Source organism: Lentimicrobiaceae bacterium, from assembly GCA_028697555.1.
In the GTDB taxonomy this organism is placed as follows: Bacteria; Bacteroidota; Bacteroidia; order Bacteroidales; family UBA4417; genus UBA4417.
In genome coordinates this window covers 1-17796 of record JAQVEX010000052.1, presented here as the reverse complement: position 1 = coordinate 17796, position 17796 = coordinate 1, and the positions used below count along the sequence as shown (strand labels likewise).

Annotated in this window: 17 protein-coding genes; 12 read left to right on the top strand and 5 right to left on the bottom strand. The window is 36.0% G+C overall.

Annotated features, from left to right (window positions below; translation table 11 throughout):
- Positions 1–445: 445 nt before the first annotated feature.
- Entirely contained in the window at positions 446–1840 is a 1395-nt protein-coding gene (locus PHP31_08400) for a radical SAM protein (GenBank protein ID MDD3739295.1), read from the bottom strand.
- A 38-nt stretch (positions 1841–1878) separates the two neighbouring features.
- Complete coding sequence (locus tag PHP31_08395) at positions 1879–3297, bottom strand: radical SAM protein (protein MDD3739294.1); 1419 nt, start codon at positions 3295–3297, stop codon at positions 1879–1881.
- 95 nt (positions 3298–3392) lie between these two features.
- Between PHP31_08395 and PHP31_08390 the strand changes: the two genes are divergently transcribed.
- The 11 genes from PHP31_08390 to PHP31_08340 all read left to right on the top strand — a co-directional run bounded on the left by PHP31_08390 (position 3393) and on the right by PHP31_08340 (position 13339).
- Positions 3393–3623: an acyl carrier protein gene (locus PHP31_08390; GenBank protein MDD3739293.1), complete on the top strand. Its 231-nt coding sequence runs from the start codon at positions 3393–3395 to the stop codon at positions 3621–3623.
- Positions 3624–4679, top strand: coding sequence for a ketoacyl-ACP synthase III (locus tag PHP31_08385; GenBank protein MDD3739292.1), 1056 nt, complete (start codon positions 3624–3626; stop codon positions 4677–4679).
- A 15-nt stretch (positions 4680–4694) separates the two neighbouring features.
- Positions 4695–5432, top strand: a complete 738-nt coding sequence (locus PHP31_08380; protein ID MDD3739291.1) for an SDR family NAD(P)-dependent oxidoreductase — start codon at positions 4695–4697, stop codon at positions 5430–5432.
- 10 nt (positions 5433–5442) lie between these two features.
- Positions 5443–6378: a glycosyltransferase family 2 protein gene (locus tag PHP31_08375; protein MDD3739290.1), complete on the top strand. Its 936-nt coding sequence runs from the start codon at positions 5443–5445 to the stop codon at positions 6376–6378.
- Between the two features lie 121 nt (positions 6379–6499).
- Positions 6500–7090 carry a TetR family transcriptional regulator gene (locus tag PHP31_08370; GenBank protein MDD3739289.1) on the top strand — a complete coding sequence of 197 codons (591 nt, stop codon included), beginning with the start codon at positions 6500–6502 and terminating at the stop codon, positions 7088–7090.
- 137 nt (positions 7091–7227) lie between these two features.
- Positions 7228–8496, top strand: a complete 1269-nt coding sequence (locus PHP31_08365; protein ID MDD3739288.1) for a TolC family protein — start codon at positions 7228–7230, stop codon at positions 8494–8496.
- A 9-nt stretch (positions 8497–8505) separates the two neighbouring features.
- Positions 8506–9402 carry an HlyD family efflux transporter periplasmic adaptor subunit gene (locus PHP31_08360; GenBank protein MDD3739287.1) on the top strand — a complete coding sequence of 299 codons (897 nt, stop codon included), beginning with the start codon at positions 8506–8508 and terminating at the stop codon, positions 9400–9402.
- 4 nt (positions 9403–9406) lie between these two features.
- The gene (locus PHP31_08355; GenBank protein ID MDD3739286.1) at positions 9407–10348 is read left to right on the top strand and encodes an ABC transporter ATP-binding protein; all 942 of its coding nucleotides are present in this window, start codon (positions 9407–9409) and stop codon (positions 10346–10348) included.
- 2 nt (positions 10349–10350) lie between these two features.
- Positions 10351–11094, top strand: coding sequence for an ABC transporter ATP-binding protein (locus tag PHP31_08350; protein ID MDD3739285.1), 744 nt, complete (start codon positions 10351–10353; stop codon positions 11092–11094).
- 14 nt (positions 11095–11108) lie between these two features.
- Positions 11109–12215, top strand: a complete 1107-nt coding sequence (locus PHP31_08345; GenBank protein ID MDD3739284.1) for an ABC transporter permease — start codon at positions 11109–11111, stop codon at positions 12213–12215.
- On the top strand, positions 12212–13339 hold the full coding sequence (locus PHP31_08340; protein MDD3739283.1) for an ABC transporter permease: 1128 nt from the start codon (positions 12212–12214) through the stop codon (positions 13337–13339). Before PHP31_08345 ends, PHP31_08340 begins: the two co-directional genes overlap by 4 nt.
- A 196-nt stretch (positions 13340–13535) precedes the next feature.
- Here PHP31_08340 and PHP31_08335 read toward each other — a convergent pair whose 3' ends face one another.
- The 3 genes from PHP31_08335 to PHP31_08325 all read right to left on the bottom strand — a co-directional run bounded on the left by PHP31_08335 (position 13536) and on the right by PHP31_08325 (position 16677).
- Positions 13536–14588 carry an exonuclease domain-containing protein gene (locus tag PHP31_08335; GenBank protein ID MDD3739282.1) on the bottom strand — a complete coding sequence of 351 codons (1053 nt, stop codon included), beginning with the start codon at positions 14586–14588 and terminating at the stop codon, positions 13536–13538.
- A 16-nt stretch (positions 14589–14604) separates the two neighbouring features.
- Positions 14605–15390 carry a C40 family peptidase gene (locus tag PHP31_08330; protein ID MDD3739281.1) on the bottom strand — a complete coding sequence of 262 codons (786 nt, stop codon included), beginning with the start codon at positions 15388–15390 and terminating at the stop codon, positions 14605–14607.
- A gap of 63 nt (positions 15391–15453) precedes the next feature.
- Positions 15454–16677 (bottom strand): S-adenosylmethionine:tRNA ribosyltransferase-isomerase, encoded by a 1224-nt coding sequence (locus PHP31_08325; GenBank protein ID MDD3739280.1) that lies wholly within the window; start codon positions 16675–16677, stop codon positions 15454–15456.
- A 104-nt stretch (positions 16678–16781) separates the two neighbouring features.
- Between PHP31_08325 and hflX the strand changes: the two genes are divergently transcribed.
- Positions 16782–17796: GTPase HflX (hflX, locus tag PHP31_08320; GenBank protein MDD3739279.1), on the top strand; the 1015-nt coding region annotated here is incomplete at its 3' end.

Below are 17796 nucleotides of genomic sequence, written 5' to 3'. Positions count from 1 at the left end.
TAGTAATCTACAACGTATTGGGTGCTAAAGTGGTTGAAAAATCAGTGAAAGGTATGAACGAATTTACAGTGAACACAAGCAAATTTGCTCCTGGTGCGTACAGCATCAAGTTCATTGCTAAAGACGGTAATACATTTACTCGTAAGTTTGTAGTTACCAAGTAATCCTTAATTGGAGATTCTAAACAAAAAAAAGCCCCGCACATGCGGGGCTTTTTTTGTGGTTGGTGATTGGTGATCGGTGATGAGTGGCAATTATCAATTAGTAATTAACAATGAAATTTCGGGAGAGTTAGGAGTTACGAGTCGGAAGACCGAAGACGGAAGTCGGGAGTCAAGAGTTTTGAGTTGGGAGTTGCGAGTTGATACCGAAGTTTCGGGATGAAACTCTGAACTCAAAACTAACTCGTAACCCGTAACTCGTAACCCGTAACACGCAACCCGAATCACTCTTTTTTGCTATATTTTTTCAACCATTTATAATATTTTGGATTTTTGGCTAATATTTCTCTTTCGAAAACAATGTTGTAATAGCTATAAATACTACTATATGCCCAAATAGCCGTTACTAAACTTTTTGTGTTAATAAATGTTCTGATAAACTTCTTTCGAGCTGTCCGTCTGTTATAAATACTATGCCAAACATCATCCATTACATTTATCATTTCTTCGCCGCTCATATTATTAGGTTTAAAAACAGGCTCGAGCACGTTGTAATATTCCCAATCGTCGGGGTAATTTGTTTTGGTTATACGTCCTTCTTTCTCAAGTTTTTTGTACAAGGGTGTTTCAGGCAATGGAGTCAGAATGGATGCTTGGTAAGTATCGACACTTGATTTTATTATATAATCTCTTCTATTGGAGAGCATTTGTGGAGTATCACTATCTAAGCCAAAAATAAAGGTTCCAAGAACGCTTATACCGTACTTATGAATTTTTTTAAAAGATTTTTTGTAGTTATCAACGCCTATTTTCAGATTCAAATTTTTATGAACATCTTTCAATCCACTACTAACTTCAGATTCAATCCCTATAAGCAAAATTTTACATCCGCTTTTTGCCGCCCACTTTAAAACTTCCGGTTCGTCGGCTACGTGCAGTGAAACTTGTGCTATCCACTGTTTTTTTAGCCTTCGTTTTACCATTCCCTTAAAAAGTTCTATTGCTCTTTCTTTTCCATGCTGACTATAGCCAATAATGTTATCGTCGAAGAATATGAAAAACTTTGTCGGTAACGCTTCAATTTCATCTAAAATATCATCAACATCTCTGAGCCTTTGTTTTGTTCCGCTAAACACCGATACCGAGCAAAAGTCGCAATTCATGGGACAACCGCGAGAAGTGATGATTCCATGAAGCTTGTACTTTTTATTGTAAAGGTCGTAACGTGGAATAGGAAATTTAACCGGATCGCAACGTGTGCCGTCGTAAACTCTCTTTAAGTTATTGTTTTCAAAATCGGACAATATCTCAGCCCATATCGTTTCGGCTTCTCCCTTAACAACAACATCAACATAATTTGTAGCTTCATCGGGACAAAGAGAAGCATGCACGCCTCCATAAACCGTTTTAATATTGTGTTGTTTGTATATTGCTGCAATTTCGTACACACGCGGAGCCGACGCCGTAAAAGACGTAAACGCAACTAAATCGGCTTCTGTAAAAACAAAATCATCGAAATTTTCATCTATTAATTTAACATCCCAATGATCGGGAGTGAGAGCAGCAATAATTCCCAAAGCTACCGGCGGATAAGTTGAAGATATTAGCATTCCCATACCCCGTTTGTACCTTGAAACAGGATTTATTAAAAGAAGCTTGTATTTTTTATCTTTACTCATAACGTTACGTATTTATTTAAAGCAAAATTTTTATTCGACTAATTATGACGATTTTTTTCTTGTAGATATTTTTTTGGGTATTTTTTCAACCATTTATAATATTTTGGATTTTTTGCTAATATTTCTTCTTCAAAAACAAAGTTATAATAGTTATAAATACTTCCGTAAGTCCATATAGCAACTAATAAACTCTTAGTGTTGATTAACGTTCTTATAAATTTCCATCTGGCTGTCCTTCTATTATATATTTTATGCCAAACATCATCCATTGTATTAATAAATTCGTCACAACTCATATTATTGAGTTTAAAAACATGTTCGCGCATATTGTAATAATCCCAATCACCAGGATAATTTGTTTTAAGCAAACGCCCTTCTTCCTTTAGTCTTCTGTATAGGGGTGTACCTGATAAGGGGGTTAGAATTGTTGTTTGATAAGTATCGACATTGGATTTTATAATAAAATTTCCTCTGTCGTAAAGCATCTTTGCAGTATCACTATCAAACCCAAAAATAAAAGATCCTAGAACGCCCATTCCGTATTTATGAATTTTTTTGAAAGATTTTCTGTAATTCTCAACACCTATTTTCAGATTCAAATTTTTATGAGCATCCTTCAAACTGCTACTAACTTCGGCTTCAATACCTATAAATAAAATTTTACATCCGCTTTTAGCTGCCCATTTTAAGACTTCCGGCTCGTTGGCTATTTGCAAAGTTGCTTGAGCAATCCAATGTTTTTTTATATCCCTTTTTACCATTCCCTTAAAAAGTTCTATTGCTCTTTCTTTTCCATGCTTACCATAACCGATAATGTTATCGTCGAAGAATATAAAATACTTTGTAGGTAAAATTTCAATTTCATCTAAAATATCATCAATATCTCTGAATCGTTGTTTTGTTCCGCTATATACCGATACCGAGCAGAAATCGCAATTCATAGGACAACCGCGAGAAGTAACAATTCCATGAAACAGGTACTTTTTATTATATAGGTCGTAACGTGGCATTGGGAATTTAACCGGATCGCAACGCTTGCCTTCGTATATTTGCTTTAAATTATTACTTTCAAAATCGGATAATACATCAGTCCACACCGTTTCGGCTTCTCCCTTAACAACAACATCTACGTAATTTATAGCTTCATCGGTACAAATGGAAGCATGCACGCCACCATAAACCGTTTTAATATTATGTTGTCGGTAAATTGCTGCAAGCTCGTACACGCGTGGAGCCGATGCCGTAAAAGAAGTAAATGCAACTAAATCGGCTTCTGTAAAAACAAAATCATCGAAATTTTCATCTATTAATTTAACATCCCAATTATCGGGAGTGAGAGCTGCAACAATTCCGAGAGCCACTGGCGGATAGGTTGTGGCTATTCGCATTCGCAGACCTCGTCTATGTCTGGGAACAGGATTTATTAAAAGAAGTTTGAATTTCTTGTCTTTACTCATTCTATTAGCAAAATTAAAACAATTATATAAAATTTCTCAACTATCTGTAAATATTTTATCTTTGCATTATAAATGAACATAACTTACCGACTTATATGGATATTAACGATTTTATAAAAAAGGTTGAAGATGAGTATGAAGATATTACTCCCGGCACATTAAAACCCGACAGTATTTTTAGAGACGTTTTTGAATGGAACTCTATAAATGCCTTGATTTTAATTGCGTTGGTAAAAACCGAGTACGATGTTACAATTGACGCTAACGACATACAAAACTCCAAAACCATTAACGATTTGTTTGAAATTATTAAATCGCGTTCTTAGATGGCTATTTTTTCGACCCAAAATGTAACAATAAAAGGTATATCTGCCTGCGTTCCAAAGCAAGAAGTTTGGAATATAGATTACAATTGGATTCCGAAAAAAGATAGAGCATCGATTATTAAAAATGTTGGTGTTGAAAGTCGAAGATTTGCACCAAGGGGAGTAACGACTTCAGATTTGTGTTTTGAAGCTGCCGAACAACTTATCAAAAGTCTGAATTGGGATAAAAATGATATAGAATTACTGATATTCGTCAGCCAATCCAGAGATTACATGGTTCCGTCAACTTCCGGAATTTTACAAGATCGTTTGGGACTTTCGCACAATTGTATGAGTTTTGATATTGGGATGGGCTGCTCGGGCTGGGTGTACGCCATGTCGGCTGCGACTTCTATAATGCAAGTTTCGGGAATAAAAAAAGCTTTGCTCCTTGTCGGCGATATTTCTACCATAAATGTTTCGTACCGCGATAAAAGTACCTATCCGCTTTTTGGTGATGCAGGAACGGCAACAGCATTGACTTTTGACGATAATGCCAAGCCCATACATTACAATCTGCAATCGGATGGATCCGGCTACGACGCTATAATTATGCCTCATAGCGGAGTGCGAAACTTTATCAGCAAAAAATCTTTTGAATATAAAAAGTACGAAAACGGAATACACAGAAACATGTTTCATTTGACACTCAATGGGATACAGGTTTTTAATTTTGCTCTTCGCGAAGTTGTTCCGAATATTAAAAAAACGCTTAAATACATAGACAAAACAACCGACGACATTGACTTCTTTGTATTCCACCAAGCCAATAAACTTATAAACGACACACTACGCAAGCTGCTTAAACTTGAACCCGAAAAAACACCTTCTACGCTACAACATTTCGGAAATACAAGCTCGGCATCTATACCTCTTACTATTGTGGACAAACTACAGAATGAAGTTTCGACAAAAAATGTTTGTATTTTAGCAAACGGCTTTGGTGTCGGTTTGTCGTGGGGCTCAGTAGTTTTTGAACTTGATAATATTTCTTGTCCCGATTTAATTGAATACTAAAACACGAGATTGATAATGATTGACAATAGTTTTTGCATTAAAGGAAAAACAATATTAATAACCGGAGCAAGCTCAGGAATTGGGAAACAAGTGGCTATTGATTTGAGTAAAATGGGTGCTAAGGTTGTTATTGTCGGCAGAGACAAAACCAGAACTGAAGAAACTTACAACTTACTTGAAAACAGTGAGCACAAATTTTACTGTTTAGATTTAACCGATGGTGAGAAACAAGACGAGCTTGTGGAGCAGTTGCCTCAATTAGACGGCATTGTGCATTCTGCAGCTATCACGCACCATTTGCCGGCAAAATTTGTTAGCCACAACGATATTGACAATGTTTTTTCAATAAACTTTAATGCTATTGTTGAATTAAATTCAAAATTGCTTCGCAAAAAGCGCATAGCAAAACCTGCTTCAATAGTTCATTTTACATCGTTGGCAAGCAAATATCCGTACTATGGAGGCAGTATTTACGCTGCATCAAAAGCTGCTCTTGAAGTGTATAGCAGATGTTTGGCTATAGAGCTTGCCGATAGGCAAATACGCGTTAATTGTGTTCAGCCATCTTTTGTAAAAACACCAATGGTTGAAACTGCAACAAATAATATCGGTTACGATGTAGTTGAATCTTCTAAAAGACTTATGCCTTTGGAAATTGTTGATATTGAAGATGTTAGCAAAACAGTGTCTTTTTTAATCAGCGATGCTTCAAAATGGATTAGCGGTGCGATAATTCCACTTGGTGGCGGTTAATTCCTTGATTATGAAAACAGACGAAAATATAATCAACTATAGTGTAGTTATCCCTGTGTTCAACAGTCAGGATACGCTTGTAATGCTTGTTGCACAAATAAGAGAAGTATTTTTGAGCCAAAACCTGACTTTCGAGATAATTTTGGTCGATGATTATAGCACAGACAAGAGTTGGGAAGTAGTTTGTAATCTGAAAAAAGAATACGAAAATGAAATAATCGGCATAAAGCTATCGAAAAATTACGGACAACATAATGCTGTTTTTTGCGGTATAGTTCACTCTTGCGGAGAGTTCGTTATTACTATTGATGATGACTTGCAGACACCTCCGCAAGAAATTATCAAGCTAATAGAAAGGCAAAAAGAAACCAACTCGGATGTTGTTTACGGCATATATCAAGAAAAAAAACACAGTTGGTTTAGAAATTGGGGCTCAAGATCTATACAAAGACTTTCAAAATGGCTATTCAAATATCCCGGAAAAGGGTCGTCATTCAGGATTTTTACCAAACAAATTGCTCAAAATTTATCAATACACAAGCACCCCTTTACCTACATTGACGAAATTTTTCATTGGTACACTAATAATATCAATTTCGTTGATGTTGAGCATCAAAAACGTTTGCACAACAAATCGGGGTACTCCAATTGGCGACTTATCAAGCTATTTGCCAATATATTATTTTATTATACGGCTTTCCCTCTAAAACTTATGACTATTCTTGGATTTATTTTCTCCATAATAATGTTCCTTGTAGGTATTAGATACATCATTCAGAAAATATTTTTCAATGTCCCTTTAGGTTATACTTCTTTAATAGTTGCAATTTTGTTTTCAACCGGCATTATTATGATGTGTTTAGGTATTATAGGCGAATATTTGTCGCGTATTTATCTTTTTCAAAACAAAAAACCTCCTTACTCAATTTCACAAATAGCTGAGTAACAGCATCTTATTTTTCCTAGAAACAAATATATAAAATAATGTTAAACATTTGTTTTAAACATTTGTTTAATTAGTGTAATATATTACTTTTGCAAGTAAGAAATCTGTAAGAAGTATTATTATGGAAACAAGTACACGAGACAAAATAATAATAGCTGCAAAAGAGCTGTTTACCGAAAGGGGTTATAACGCCACAAAGTCACGTGATATAGCCAATCTTGCCGGAATAAACCTTGCACTACTAAACTATCATTTTAAAAGTAAAGAAAATCTGTACAAAATAATAGTTTATGACAGTTTTGTTCAAATATTAGGCAACTTAGAGCCAATATTGTCGGACGAAAAAATTTCTTTAATCGAAAAGATAGAAATTTTAGCCAAACAGTATACGGCACTGCTGATAGAAAACGAAAACCTACCTTTTTTTGTACTCAGAGAATTGCAGAAAAATGCAGATATTTTTAAAGACATCATGCAAAGTATGAGACTAAAAACTGAAAACGTTTTTACAAAACAGCTTTTGGAATTAGGTTCCGAGCAAACTGCTATAGATATTATATTCAATACAATTAGTTTGGTTATAATGCCTTTTATTACTAAGCAACTATTTATCAGTTCTGGGCTGATTTCGGAAGACGAATTTGTGCCTTACATGAAGCAAAGACAAGAAAAAATTCCTTATTGGATTATGCAAATGGTAGCTAATGATTAATAATAGACAAATGAAATTAATGTGTGAAAATAGAAGTTGGAAGATGTGCCTTTAGCTATTAGCCATTAGCTTTTAGCTAACAGCCAACGGCTAATAGCCAAAAGCACACCATAAACAATAAATTAAAAAAAGAACAAATGAAAAACACAATAGTTATAATAATAATTGCAGCGTTATTCTTCTTAAATAACATTTCGTATTCACAAACCTACACTCTTGAAGAATGTACCAAGCTTGCCATTTCGCACTATCCCACAATAAAGGAGTTTGGGCATATGCAACAAAGCGAAGAGTATAATCTTTCAATGATAAATATGATATTTTTCCCTCAGTTATCATTTGAAGCAAAAGCCACTTACCAAACCGATGTGCCTAATCTTCCTATAGAAATGCCGGGATTTTCGTTCCCACGACTTAGCAAGGATAATTACGGCGTTAATATTGCGGCAAATCAGCTTATATGGGACGGCGGTTTAACTAAGGCTAATGCAAATATCATTAAAGCAAACACCAAAATTAAAACTAACGAGTTGGAAGTCGAAATTTTTGAGCTTAAAACAAGAGTGCAAAATATATACTTCGCAATATTACTAATAAACGAACAGCTTGCTCAACAAAAGCGTATTGCCGAAGAATTGGAACTTCAGTTAGGAAAAGTAAATTCGTATATTGAAAACGGAATTTCCGGCGAAAAGGATGCCGACATTATAAAGGTTGAGCAATTAAGGGTAAAACAAAACACAGCAACAATAGAACAAAGCAAAACTGCATACTTGCAAATGCTGTCGTACCTTACAGGCAAAAAAATCGATGATCCAAATTCTTTAATTGTCCCCGATACAGCAATAGACATCGATTATAATAAAATTAACAGACCGGAAATTAACTTGTTAAATGCACAGTACGAACTGTTCGGAATAAAAGAATACAATATCAAAATAAAGAGTACTCCGAATTTAGGTTTCTTTGTTCAAGGTGGTTATGGTAGACCGGGTTTAAACTACTTTGAAAACGAATTTAAATTCTACGCCCACGGCGGAGTTAGATTAGCTTGGAACTTCGGAAACTTGTACTCAATTGAAGACGAAAGAAAAGAGTATAAATTGCAAAAAGAAAACATTAAAATTCAGGAAGAAAAGTTTCTTTTTAACTTGGATATGAGAGTTATAGAAATTAAAAACAACATCGCTAAATACAATCAGTTGCTTAAATATGACCAAGAAATAATAAACCTGAGAGAAGAACTGAAAAAAAGCGCAGAAATAGAAGTTGAAAACGGCACACTCTCAATCACCGACCTTTTAGATAGGGTGTTCCAATTGGAACTCGCAAAACAAAACTTGTATCAACACAGGTTGAAAAAATTAATAGAAATTCTTACTTTAAAACAAACTCTTAACAATTAATATACAGTTATGAAAACAACACCGTTAGTATACATAGTTATAATTGCCTTATTGCTCATTACATCGTGCAATGACAAATACGACAATGATAAGGCATCGGGGGCTTTTGAGGCAACCGAAATTGTAATATCAGCCGAAGCAAACGGTAAAGTAACAAACCTTGATGTTTCGGAGGGAGAACTTGTTGCCGCCGACCAAATAATCGGTAATATAGATAGTACGCAACTATATTTGCAAAAGATGCTACTGTACGCCAATAATAGTGCGATAATAGCTCGAAAACCGGATATTAAAAAACAAACTGCAACTATAGAACAACAAATTGCAACTTTGAACACCGAAAAGCAACGTACCGAAAATCTTATTGAAGCCAAAGTTGTAGGTCAAAAGAAGTTGGACGACATAAATGCTCAAATTTCGCTACTGAATAAACAATTAACAGCACTAACTTCCGACCTTGCAAGTTCGTCGCAAACAATTACGGCTCAGAGCGATGCCGTCGATGTCCAGATTGCGCAAATAAACGACCAATTGGATAAATGCAAAATTAAAAGTCCGATTGCAGGTACAATCATTGAAAAATATGTAGAAACAGGCGAGTTTACAAGCATAGGAATGCCATTGTTGAAGATTGCCAATCTCGACGATATGGTGCTTAGAGCTTACATTTCGTATCAGAAACTAACACAAATAAAATTAAACGATAAAGTAAAGGTTAGAATTGACTACGGTGAAGAATACAAAGAATACGATGGAGTAATAACTTGGATTTCGGAAGAAGCCGAATTTACACCAAAAACAATACAAACCGAAGACCAACGCTCAAACTTGGTGTATGCAATTAAAGTGAGCGTTAAAAACGACGGTTATTTGAAAATAGGAATGTACGGCGAAGTAATATTGTAGCAAGATGATGATTTACGCTGAAAATTTGAGAAAAAACCATCACTCGAAAATATCGGGTAAATATGCCGGTATTGGCTCTCCTAGTGATTCCAACAAAGGCATTAGCTTTAGTTGCGAGAAAGGTGAAATTTTTGGCGTTATTGGTCCCGACGGCGCAGGAAAATCTACTTTGTTTAAAATAATTGCTACGCTTATATATCCCGATAGCGGAATTGCAAAAGTTGACAATTTGGACGTCGTTACCGAATACAAAAAAATTAGAAACATTATAGGATATATGCCCGGCGAGTTTTCTTTGTATATGGATTTATCGGTTGAAGAAAACCTAAACTTTTTTGCAACGCTGTACGGCACAAGTATTGAGGAAAATTATCATCTCATAAAAGACATATATTCGCAAATAGAAGAGTTTAAAGACCGCAAGGCAGGTCAGCTATCGGGAGGCATGAAACAAAAATTGGCTCTGAGCTGCGCTCTTATACATAAACCCAAAGTGTTGATATTGGACGAACCTACAACAGGCGTCGATCCGCTATCGAGAAAAGAACTTTGGGACATGCTCAAGAGTTTAAAACAATCGGGTATTACAATTTTGATTTCTACCGCATACATGGACGAAGCTAGCCTTTGCGACAATATTGCTCTTATGAAAGACGGCGAATTTTTGGCTGTTGATACTCCGCAGAATATTATAAATAGCTATAACGAAAATCTTTGGAGACTCAGTGCCGATAATATGATTTCGATTTTTTACGACGCAAAAAATTATCCCGATATTAAAAAATGCTTCGCCTTCGGAAACGAACATCACTTTACAACCAGACCTGACTTTGACGAAACTGATTTTTTAATTTATTTGCAAGGCAAAAATCACACTAACATCAGCTTAAATGCTATTGAACCTAATATTGAAGACTGCTTTATGGCACTAACAAGCGACGATTAATTATGGAAACAGATAATACAATATACGCCGTTAAAGTAAAAAACCTAACCAAAAAGTTTGGGAAGTTTACTGCCGTTGACAATATTACTTTTGATGTAAAAAAAGGGGAAATATTCGGATTTTTGGGAGCTAACGGAGCCGGAAAAACTACTGCAATAAGTATGCTTTGCGGACTTAACAAGCCCACTTCAGGCGAAGGAACTGTGGCAGGTTACAATATTCTGACTCAACAAGAAGAAATCAAAAAAAATATAGGCTACATGAGCCAAAAATTTTCTTTGTACGAAGATTTAAAAGTTTGGGAAAATATAAAATTTTTTGGTGGCATTTACGGATTAAGAGATAAAGAAATAAAAGATAAAACTGATGAACTGCTACATCAACTTGACTTTGAATCGGAACGCAATACCTTTGTAAAATCGCTGCCGCTTGGTTGGAAGCAAAAGTTGGCTTTTTCGGTAGCAATTTTCCATAAGCCGCAAATTGTATTTCTAGACGAACCCACAGGCGGAGTTGACCCCGCAGCCAGACGACAGTTTTGGGAAATGATTTACAAAGCCAGTGGCGACGGAATTACCGTGTTTGTTACAACTCACTATATGGACGAAGCCGAATATTGCGACAGAGTTTCTATTATGGTAGATGGTAAAATTGAAGCTCTCGACACTCCAAAAAATCTGAAAGAAAATCTTGATGCTAAAAATATGGACGAAGTGTTCAGAAAGTTAGCTCGAAACAGGGAATAACTAATATATTGAAAATGAAAAAGTTTAACGCATTCGTAAAAAAGGAATTCTTGCATATTATGCGAGACAAGCGAACTTTGCTCATTGTATTAGGTATGCCTATTATTCAGGTTCTTATGTTTGGCTTTGCTATAAACATGGACGTAAATAACATAAAAACCGTATTCTATACACCCAACGAAAGTACCAGCACACAGCAAATTGAAGAGTTATTTGTTCATAACAGATATTTCAACGTAAAAGGACACATAAACAGCATATACGAAGTCGAAGAGTTGATGAAGAAAGGCAAGATAGAAATGGCTATAGTTTTCAGTCCGCAATTTGACAAAAATTTAAACAAAAAAGTAAAATCGCAAGTGCAAATCATTGTCAACACCTGCGACCCAAACCGTGGGACAATTGCAAGCAACTACGCAACCGCAATACTGCAAAAATATCAGTCAGAAATAACTGTCGATAACTTTGTGCCTTACCATATCAACGTTGAATCCAATTTTGTTTACAATCCGCAAATGAAATCGGTATATACCTTTGTGCCCGGAATTATCGGTTTGGTGATAACTATCATCTGTGCCATCATGACTTCAGCATCGATAGTACGCGAAAAAGAACTCGGCTCTATGGACGTGTTACTTAGCTCGCCAATTAATAGCGCAGTCCTTATATCGGCAAAAGTTGCTCCATATATTGTAATTTCAATTGTTAACGTTATCACTATTCTGCTACTTTCGGTATTTGTACTGCAAGTCCCAATACGCGGCAGCTTGCTGCTACTGCTTTTGGGTTCATTACTTTTTATCACAATGGTGCTAACCTTAGGTATATTGGTTTCTTCAGTAGCTAAAAAACAATCAGATGCTGTTATTATTTCCGGTATCGGTTTAATGTTGCCAACGCTAGTGCTTTCGGGTATGATTTTCCCTATAGATAACATGCCTGTGGTTTTGCAGTGGTTCTCGGCAACGGTGCCGGCGCGGTGGTTTATTGCGTTTATCAAAAAAGTTATGATTGAGGGTTTAGGTTTCAGATATGTTATAGGCGAACTTTCGGTTATGTTGCTTATGGCAGTCGCTTTTATTACAGCAAGTATAATCAGTATTAAAGACCATTTGAAATGAGAACTTTGAAATATCTGATACAAAAAGAATTTAAGCAAATTATCAGAGACAGAACCATGCCTCTGCTCATTACGCTGTATCCGCTCATGACTATGATATTGTTTCCGTGGGCTATCAATTTTGAAGTAAAAAACATTAAAGTAAATGTTATTGATTACTCAAAAGGAGCGTATTCACAACGGATTATAAGCAAAATAGATGCTTCTAAGTATTTCATTCTGAAAGAAGTATCGCCTTCGTATAAAAGCTCTATGGACGATTTTAAAAAAGGCGACTGCAATATTATTATTGAAATTCCTGCTGATTTTGATAAAAACTTAATTAAAAATAAAAATGCGCAACTGATGATTAGTGTTAATTCTGTCGACGGTACACAAGGACTTCTTGGCAATAATTATTTAGTCAGGATTTTGAATAATTTTTCTAACGAAATACGAAAAGAAAAAGGACTTTTAGAGCTAAACACCAATAAAATCAATCCACACATCGATATTACAACCAATTACAGTTACAACCCCGATTTAAACTACAAAACGTATATGATACCTGCGTTTTTCGTTTTGTTGGTTACGCTAATTGTAGGTATGTTACCGACTCTTAATATTGTTGGCGAAAAGGAAAAAGGAACAATCAGGCAAATAAATGTTACACCTATAAACAGATATACATTCATTCTCGGCAAATTGATACCACACTGGATTATAGGTTTTATAATACTATTTATTTCTATGGTTATTGGCTGGTTGATGTACGGACTTTTTCCGGCAGGAAGCATATTTGCAATTTTTATAGCTTCAACAATATTTATTATAGGAATATCCGGAATGGGAATAATTGTGTCGAACTACTCAAGCACGTTGCAGCAAGCCGTTTTCACTTTCTTGTTTTTTATATTGGTAATAATTTTGCTCAGCGGTTTGTTTTCGAGCATAGACGGGATGCCGGTGTGGGCTAAAGTAATCGCGTTTTCAAATCCGCTAACGTATTATATAGACATTATGCGCAGAGTTTACTTAGTAGGCAGCTCTACCCTTGATGTTCTGCCTGCAATAGGTATTTTAGGATTGTTCTGCATTTTGTTGAATGCGTGGGCTTTTTTGAGTTATAAAAAAGTAAGCGACTAAGTGGTGAATGGTGAATGGTGAATAGTGGTTAGTGGTCGGTGGTGAGTGATGGGTGCTGGCTTGTCCCGAGACTTCGGGAGTGGTCGAAAGTCAGAAGTTATGAGTTTTGAGTTTTGAGTCAGGAGTTTTGAGGCTCATAACTCGGAACTCAAAACTAACCCGCACCACGTAACACGCACCACGTACCCCGAAACAGCTAATGGCTAATAGCTCTAACTTTCAAGCTTTTTTCCGACTTCAAATAATTAAACACTATCTTATTTTCGTATGGCAAGACAAGTCGGTTGCTTATATAGCTTTCGATAGTTTTTACATTAAACTTGATATCACTTTTGGGAATCCAGCCGTAGCCGACGTACTCATTGTTTTTTACAAGTAAAACCGATAGTTCGTCTTCTGTTCTGCCATCTTCAATTATTACAAAGTTATCGTTTTCAAAAACACATTGCTCGCCTTCGGGCTGATTGTTATTAGTATTTCTGCTTTGATACAACTTTAATATCGATATCAGTTTGCTTCCGGTAATTTCGTAAGTGATGTTTACAGTTTGGGTGCTTATGGTTTGATACTTTCTGCTCGATTTGTTTTGAAAATGAAAAACCACCCTGTTTAAAATATTATTGGTCTTGCCGCTTAATATTATCTTACCTTCTTCGTCGTGAAAAAAATAAACACCCGATTTTTTAGGTAATTCTCTAAAAATCTTTAAATCCAACTTGTCGTTAAGCTCGCTATAGTCAATTAGTTGTAGTGTTGGATTGATTTTGATAATATATTTCAGCAGTTCGGTTGTTGCCATAGCATCGCCTAAGGCACGATGCGGATAATGGTTTTTGATATCAAACTTCTCGCATAAACTTTTCAAACTATAATGTTCTAAATTTGGAAAAAACTTCTTTGTCAATTGCATGGTACATAAAGTTTCTCGCTCGAATAATAAGCCAATACGTGAAAACTCTTTCTGCACAAATTCGTAATCCATTTTTATAGGATGCGATACAAAACAGCAATCTTCGGTAAACTCCAAAATATCGTCGGCAACATCTTCAAAAAACGGTTTATCGACGAGCATTTTATCGCTTATTCCCGTCAGTTTTGAAATAAAAGGCGGCACTTTGCTTCGCGGATTAATCAATGTTGAATAAGTTGACACAACATCGATTCCATCAAACTTTACAATGGCAATTTCTATTATTCGGGCAGAAGTTGCATTTCCGCCGGTGGTTTCAATGTCAACAATACAATACAAAATAAAAATATTACGATTACAATATGCGTTTTATAAGTTTTAAAACGTGCGAATATTTGCTGTTACGCTTATCAATTATGCCGTAGGAGCCAATATCGTCAATTTTAACAATCCCCGATGCGTGCATTATCTTATTATTGCTCAGCATAATTCCAACATGGGTGATTTCTTCCTCTTGTTCGCTTTCGGCAAAAAAAGCCAAATCACCCAAAACCGCTTCGCTGATGAAATACACGTTATTCCCAATTTCGGCTTGCTGTTTGGAATTTCGCGGCAATTTATATCCCAAAAGTTTGTATATCAACTGCGTAAACCCCGAACAGTCGAACCCGTGCATGGAGCGACCTCCCCACAAATACGATACTCCTTCAAAATTTCGCAATTGTCCGAATAATTCGTTTGCATCGGCTTTGTTGGAAATAACTTTTCCTTTGTAATAGTATTTGTCGCTGCCAATATTAAATTCGCCGTTTTTGTAATGTGGTAATAGACAACCGATGCTTACATTAATCTTTTTTTGAGTTTCGCTATTGATGACCTCCGAAAAAAACTCTCCGACAAATACGGTTTCTTTTTCGTTATCGGCTGTAAAGTCGTCATCTATTGGTAAATACTGCTTAGCCGATATCCAACCTTCGTAAGAGTCGTAATCGGCTTTTATTTTTATAAATTCGGTATCCGTTTCCAATATCGAAAATGTTTCGCCAAAAAGTAACTGACTTACCATTTCTGATGCATGAGAATTATCGTTGCGAATAGGCGAAACACCTACCGTACAAATACCTTTCGTTAATTCTGACATAGCTTTTATTTTTATTTCATCTCCAAAAGTACTTATTTTTACGATAACCGAAAAACTGATTTTTTATTTGCTTTGGTTGGTAAACAAACACGCATCGCCGTAGCTTAAAAAGCGATAATCGTTTGCCAAAGCATGATTGTAAACATCTTTCCAGCCATCGCCTATAAATGCCGAAACCAACAACAACAAAGTGCTTTTTGGTTGATGAAAATTTGTTATCAAACGCTTGATAATTCTGTATTTGTAACCCGGCACAATCATCAACGAAGTGTAACCTTTTAAAGATTTCAAGTTATATTTTTCCAAAACCTCAATTACTTTGCTCAAAGACTCCTTAACGCTAACATTATCTGGCAATTCGTAAGGCATCCACTGATTTACATTCATTAAAGGATTTTTGACTTCATTACAAATCCAATAAACTCCTTGCCAATAAACACTTTCAAGAGTTCTTACCGTAGTAGTCCCTACAGCAGTTATTGATGTATCGTTCTCAATAATTGCTCTAATAACATCAATAGGCACTTCGATGTATTCGCTATGCATAATGTGTTTGCCTACGCCTTGTTCGCCAACTGGTTTAAAAGTGCCGGCTCCTACATGAAGAGTTACATAAGTTGGAATAATATTTTTGTTTTTCAATCTCTCAAAAACCTCATCAGTAAAATGCAAGCCGGCTGTGGGTGCTGCCACCGACCCCAAACTCTGAGCGTAAACAGTTTGATAAGTGTATTTGTCTTCTTTTACGGTTTGCCTTTTTATGTACGGAGGCAAAGGAATATCGCCGAAAGCCGAAAGTATATCGGCAAAAGTAATTGTACTACTATTCCACGAAAAATGAATCAAAAAAGCATCGCCAATTCTTTCACCCATGCGAGCGACAACTTCAACCTCGCTATTTTGTACCAAAATTTTGGCTTTAAGGTCTTCTTGCTTCCATCGTCTTGCATTTCCCACAAAACATTTCCAACTGCCTGAACCCGTCTGCACAAGTACTTCGTCAAAAGTAATTTCTTCGGGATACGGCGAAAGACAAAATACTTCTATTTCGGCTCCGGTCGGTTTTTTAAATCTAAGCCGCGACTGCAAAACCTTAGTGTTGTTCAAAATCAGCATAGTGTTTTCGGGCAACCAATTATGCACATTATAAAAATTGTCGTCGTAAATTTTATTGTTTTCACGAACAAGCAATTTCGACGTATCACGCGGCGTAACAGCTTTATAAGCTATTTTACTTTCGGGTAAATTATAGTCGTAATCGTTGATGTGTATTTCAGAAAAATCCATAAATAAAGCTTTTGTACAACTTTTGACTGCAAAACTATAACAGAAATATCAATAATGTTATTATTTTTGTGGAACTAAAATACAATATACACGAAAATAAACGTATGCAACCTGAAAAAGCCGTAATGGTGGGTGTAATAACCTCGAAAGACGACGAATACACATCGGAAGACAACTTAAACGAATTGGCTTTTTTGCTACAAACAGCCGGAGCCGAACCTGTTGAGAAATTTGTTCAAAAACTTGCATCACCGGATATCAGAACATTTGTCGGTAGCGGCAAACTTGCCGAAATAAAAGAATACATCAAGGCAGCAAAGGTTGATTTATTGGTTTTTGACGATGAGCTCTCAGCTACGCAAACGCGTAATATTGAGAGAGAAGTCGATTGCAGAGTAATTGACAGGACAACTCTTATTTTGGATATTTTTGCCAAACATGCACGCACCGCAACAGCCAGCACTCAGGTTGAACTTGCACAGTATCAGTACCTTTTGCCACGACTTACCCGAATGTGGACTCACTTGGAAAAACAACGCGGCGGTATTGGTATGAGAGGTCCCGGCGAAAAAGAAATTGAAACGGACAGACGTATTATCCGCAATAAAATAGCTTCGCTTAAAGAAAAATTAGCCAATATCGACAAACAAAAAGTTACACAGCGAAAAAACCGCGTATCGCTTGTTAGAGTTGCCTTAGTGGGATATACAAATACCGGAAAAAGCACCATAATGAATGCTTTGAGCAAAAGCGATGTTTTAGCCGAAGATAAACTGTTTGCAACCTTAGATACTACGGTCAGAAAAGTTGTAATTGAAAACCTGCCTTTTTTAATTTCCGATACGGTAGGATTTATCCGCAAACTGCCTCACAGTCTTGTCGAGTCCTTTAAATCGACACTTGACGAAGTTAGGGAAGCCGATTTGCTTTTGCACGTTGTTGATATTTCGCACAAAAATTTTGAGGCACAAATTCAGGTTGTTAATGAAACCTTGAAAGAAATAGAATGCAATACCAAACCCGTTATTACTGTTTTTAACAAAATAGATGCTTTTAAATTTGTAGAAAAAGACCCCGACGACCTTACTCCTCCAACCAAAGAGAACATTTCTTTGCAAG

What these genes read in the sequence shown, in the direction of transcription:
- PHP31_08400 (MDD3739295.1), bottom strand. Translation starts at nt 1,840, where the DNA reads ATGAGTAAAGATAAAAAATACAAGCTTCTTTTAATAAATCCTGTTTCA.
- PHP31_08395 (MDD3739294.1), bottom strand. Translation starts at nt 3,297, where the DNA reads ATGAGTAAAGACAAGAAATTCAAACTTCTTTTAATAAATCCTGTTCCC.
- PHP31_08390 (MDD3739293.1), top strand. Translation starts at nt 3,393, where the DNA reads ATGGATATTAACGATTTTATAAAAAAGGTTGAAGATGAGTATGAAGAT.
- PHP31_08385 (MDD3739292.1), top strand. Translation starts at nt 3,624, where the DNA reads ATGGCTATTTTTTCGACCCAAAATGTAACAATAAAAGGTATATCTGCC.
- PHP31_08380 (MDD3739291.1), top strand. Translation starts at nt 4,695, where the DNA reads ATGATTGACAATAGTTTTTGCATTAAAGGAAAAACAATATTAATAACC.
- PHP31_08375 (MDD3739290.1), top strand. Translation starts at nt 5,443, where the DNA reads ATGAAAACAGACGAAAATATAATCAACTATAGTGTAGTTATCCCTGTG.
- PHP31_08370 (MDD3739289.1), top strand. Translation starts at nt 6,500, where the DNA reads ATGGAAACAAGTACACGAGACAAAATAATAATAGCTGCAAAAGAGCTG.
- PHP31_08365 (MDD3739288.1), top strand. Translation starts at nt 7,228, where the DNA reads ATGAAAAACACAATAGTTATAATAATAATTGCAGCGTTATTCTTCTTA.
- PHP31_08360 (MDD3739287.1), top strand. Translation starts at nt 8,506, where the DNA reads ATGAAAACAACACCGTTAGTATACATAGTTATAATTGCCTTATTGCTC.
- PHP31_08355 (MDD3739286.1), top strand. Translation starts at nt 9,407, where the DNA reads ATGATGATTTACGCTGAAAATTTGAGAAAAAACCATCACTCGAAAATA.
- PHP31_08350 (MDD3739285.1), top strand. Translation starts at nt 10,351, where the DNA reads ATGGAAACAGATAATACAATATACGCCGTTAAAGTAAAAAACCTAACC.
- PHP31_08345 (MDD3739284.1), top strand. Translation starts at nt 11,109, where the DNA reads ATGAAAAAGTTTAACGCATTCGTAAAAAAGGAATTCTTGCATATTATG.
- PHP31_08340 (MDD3739283.1), top strand. Translation starts at nt 12,212, where the DNA reads ATGAGAACTTTGAAATATCTGATACAAAAAGAATTTAAGCAAATTATC.
- PHP31_08330 (MDD3739281.1), bottom strand. Translation starts at nt 15,390, where the DNA reads ATGTCAGAATTAACGAAAGGTATTTGTACGGTAGGTGTTTCGCCTATT.
- PHP31_08325 (MDD3739280.1), bottom strand. Translation starts at nt 16,677, where the DNA reads ATGGATTTTTCTGAAATACACATCAACGATTACGACTATAATTTACCC.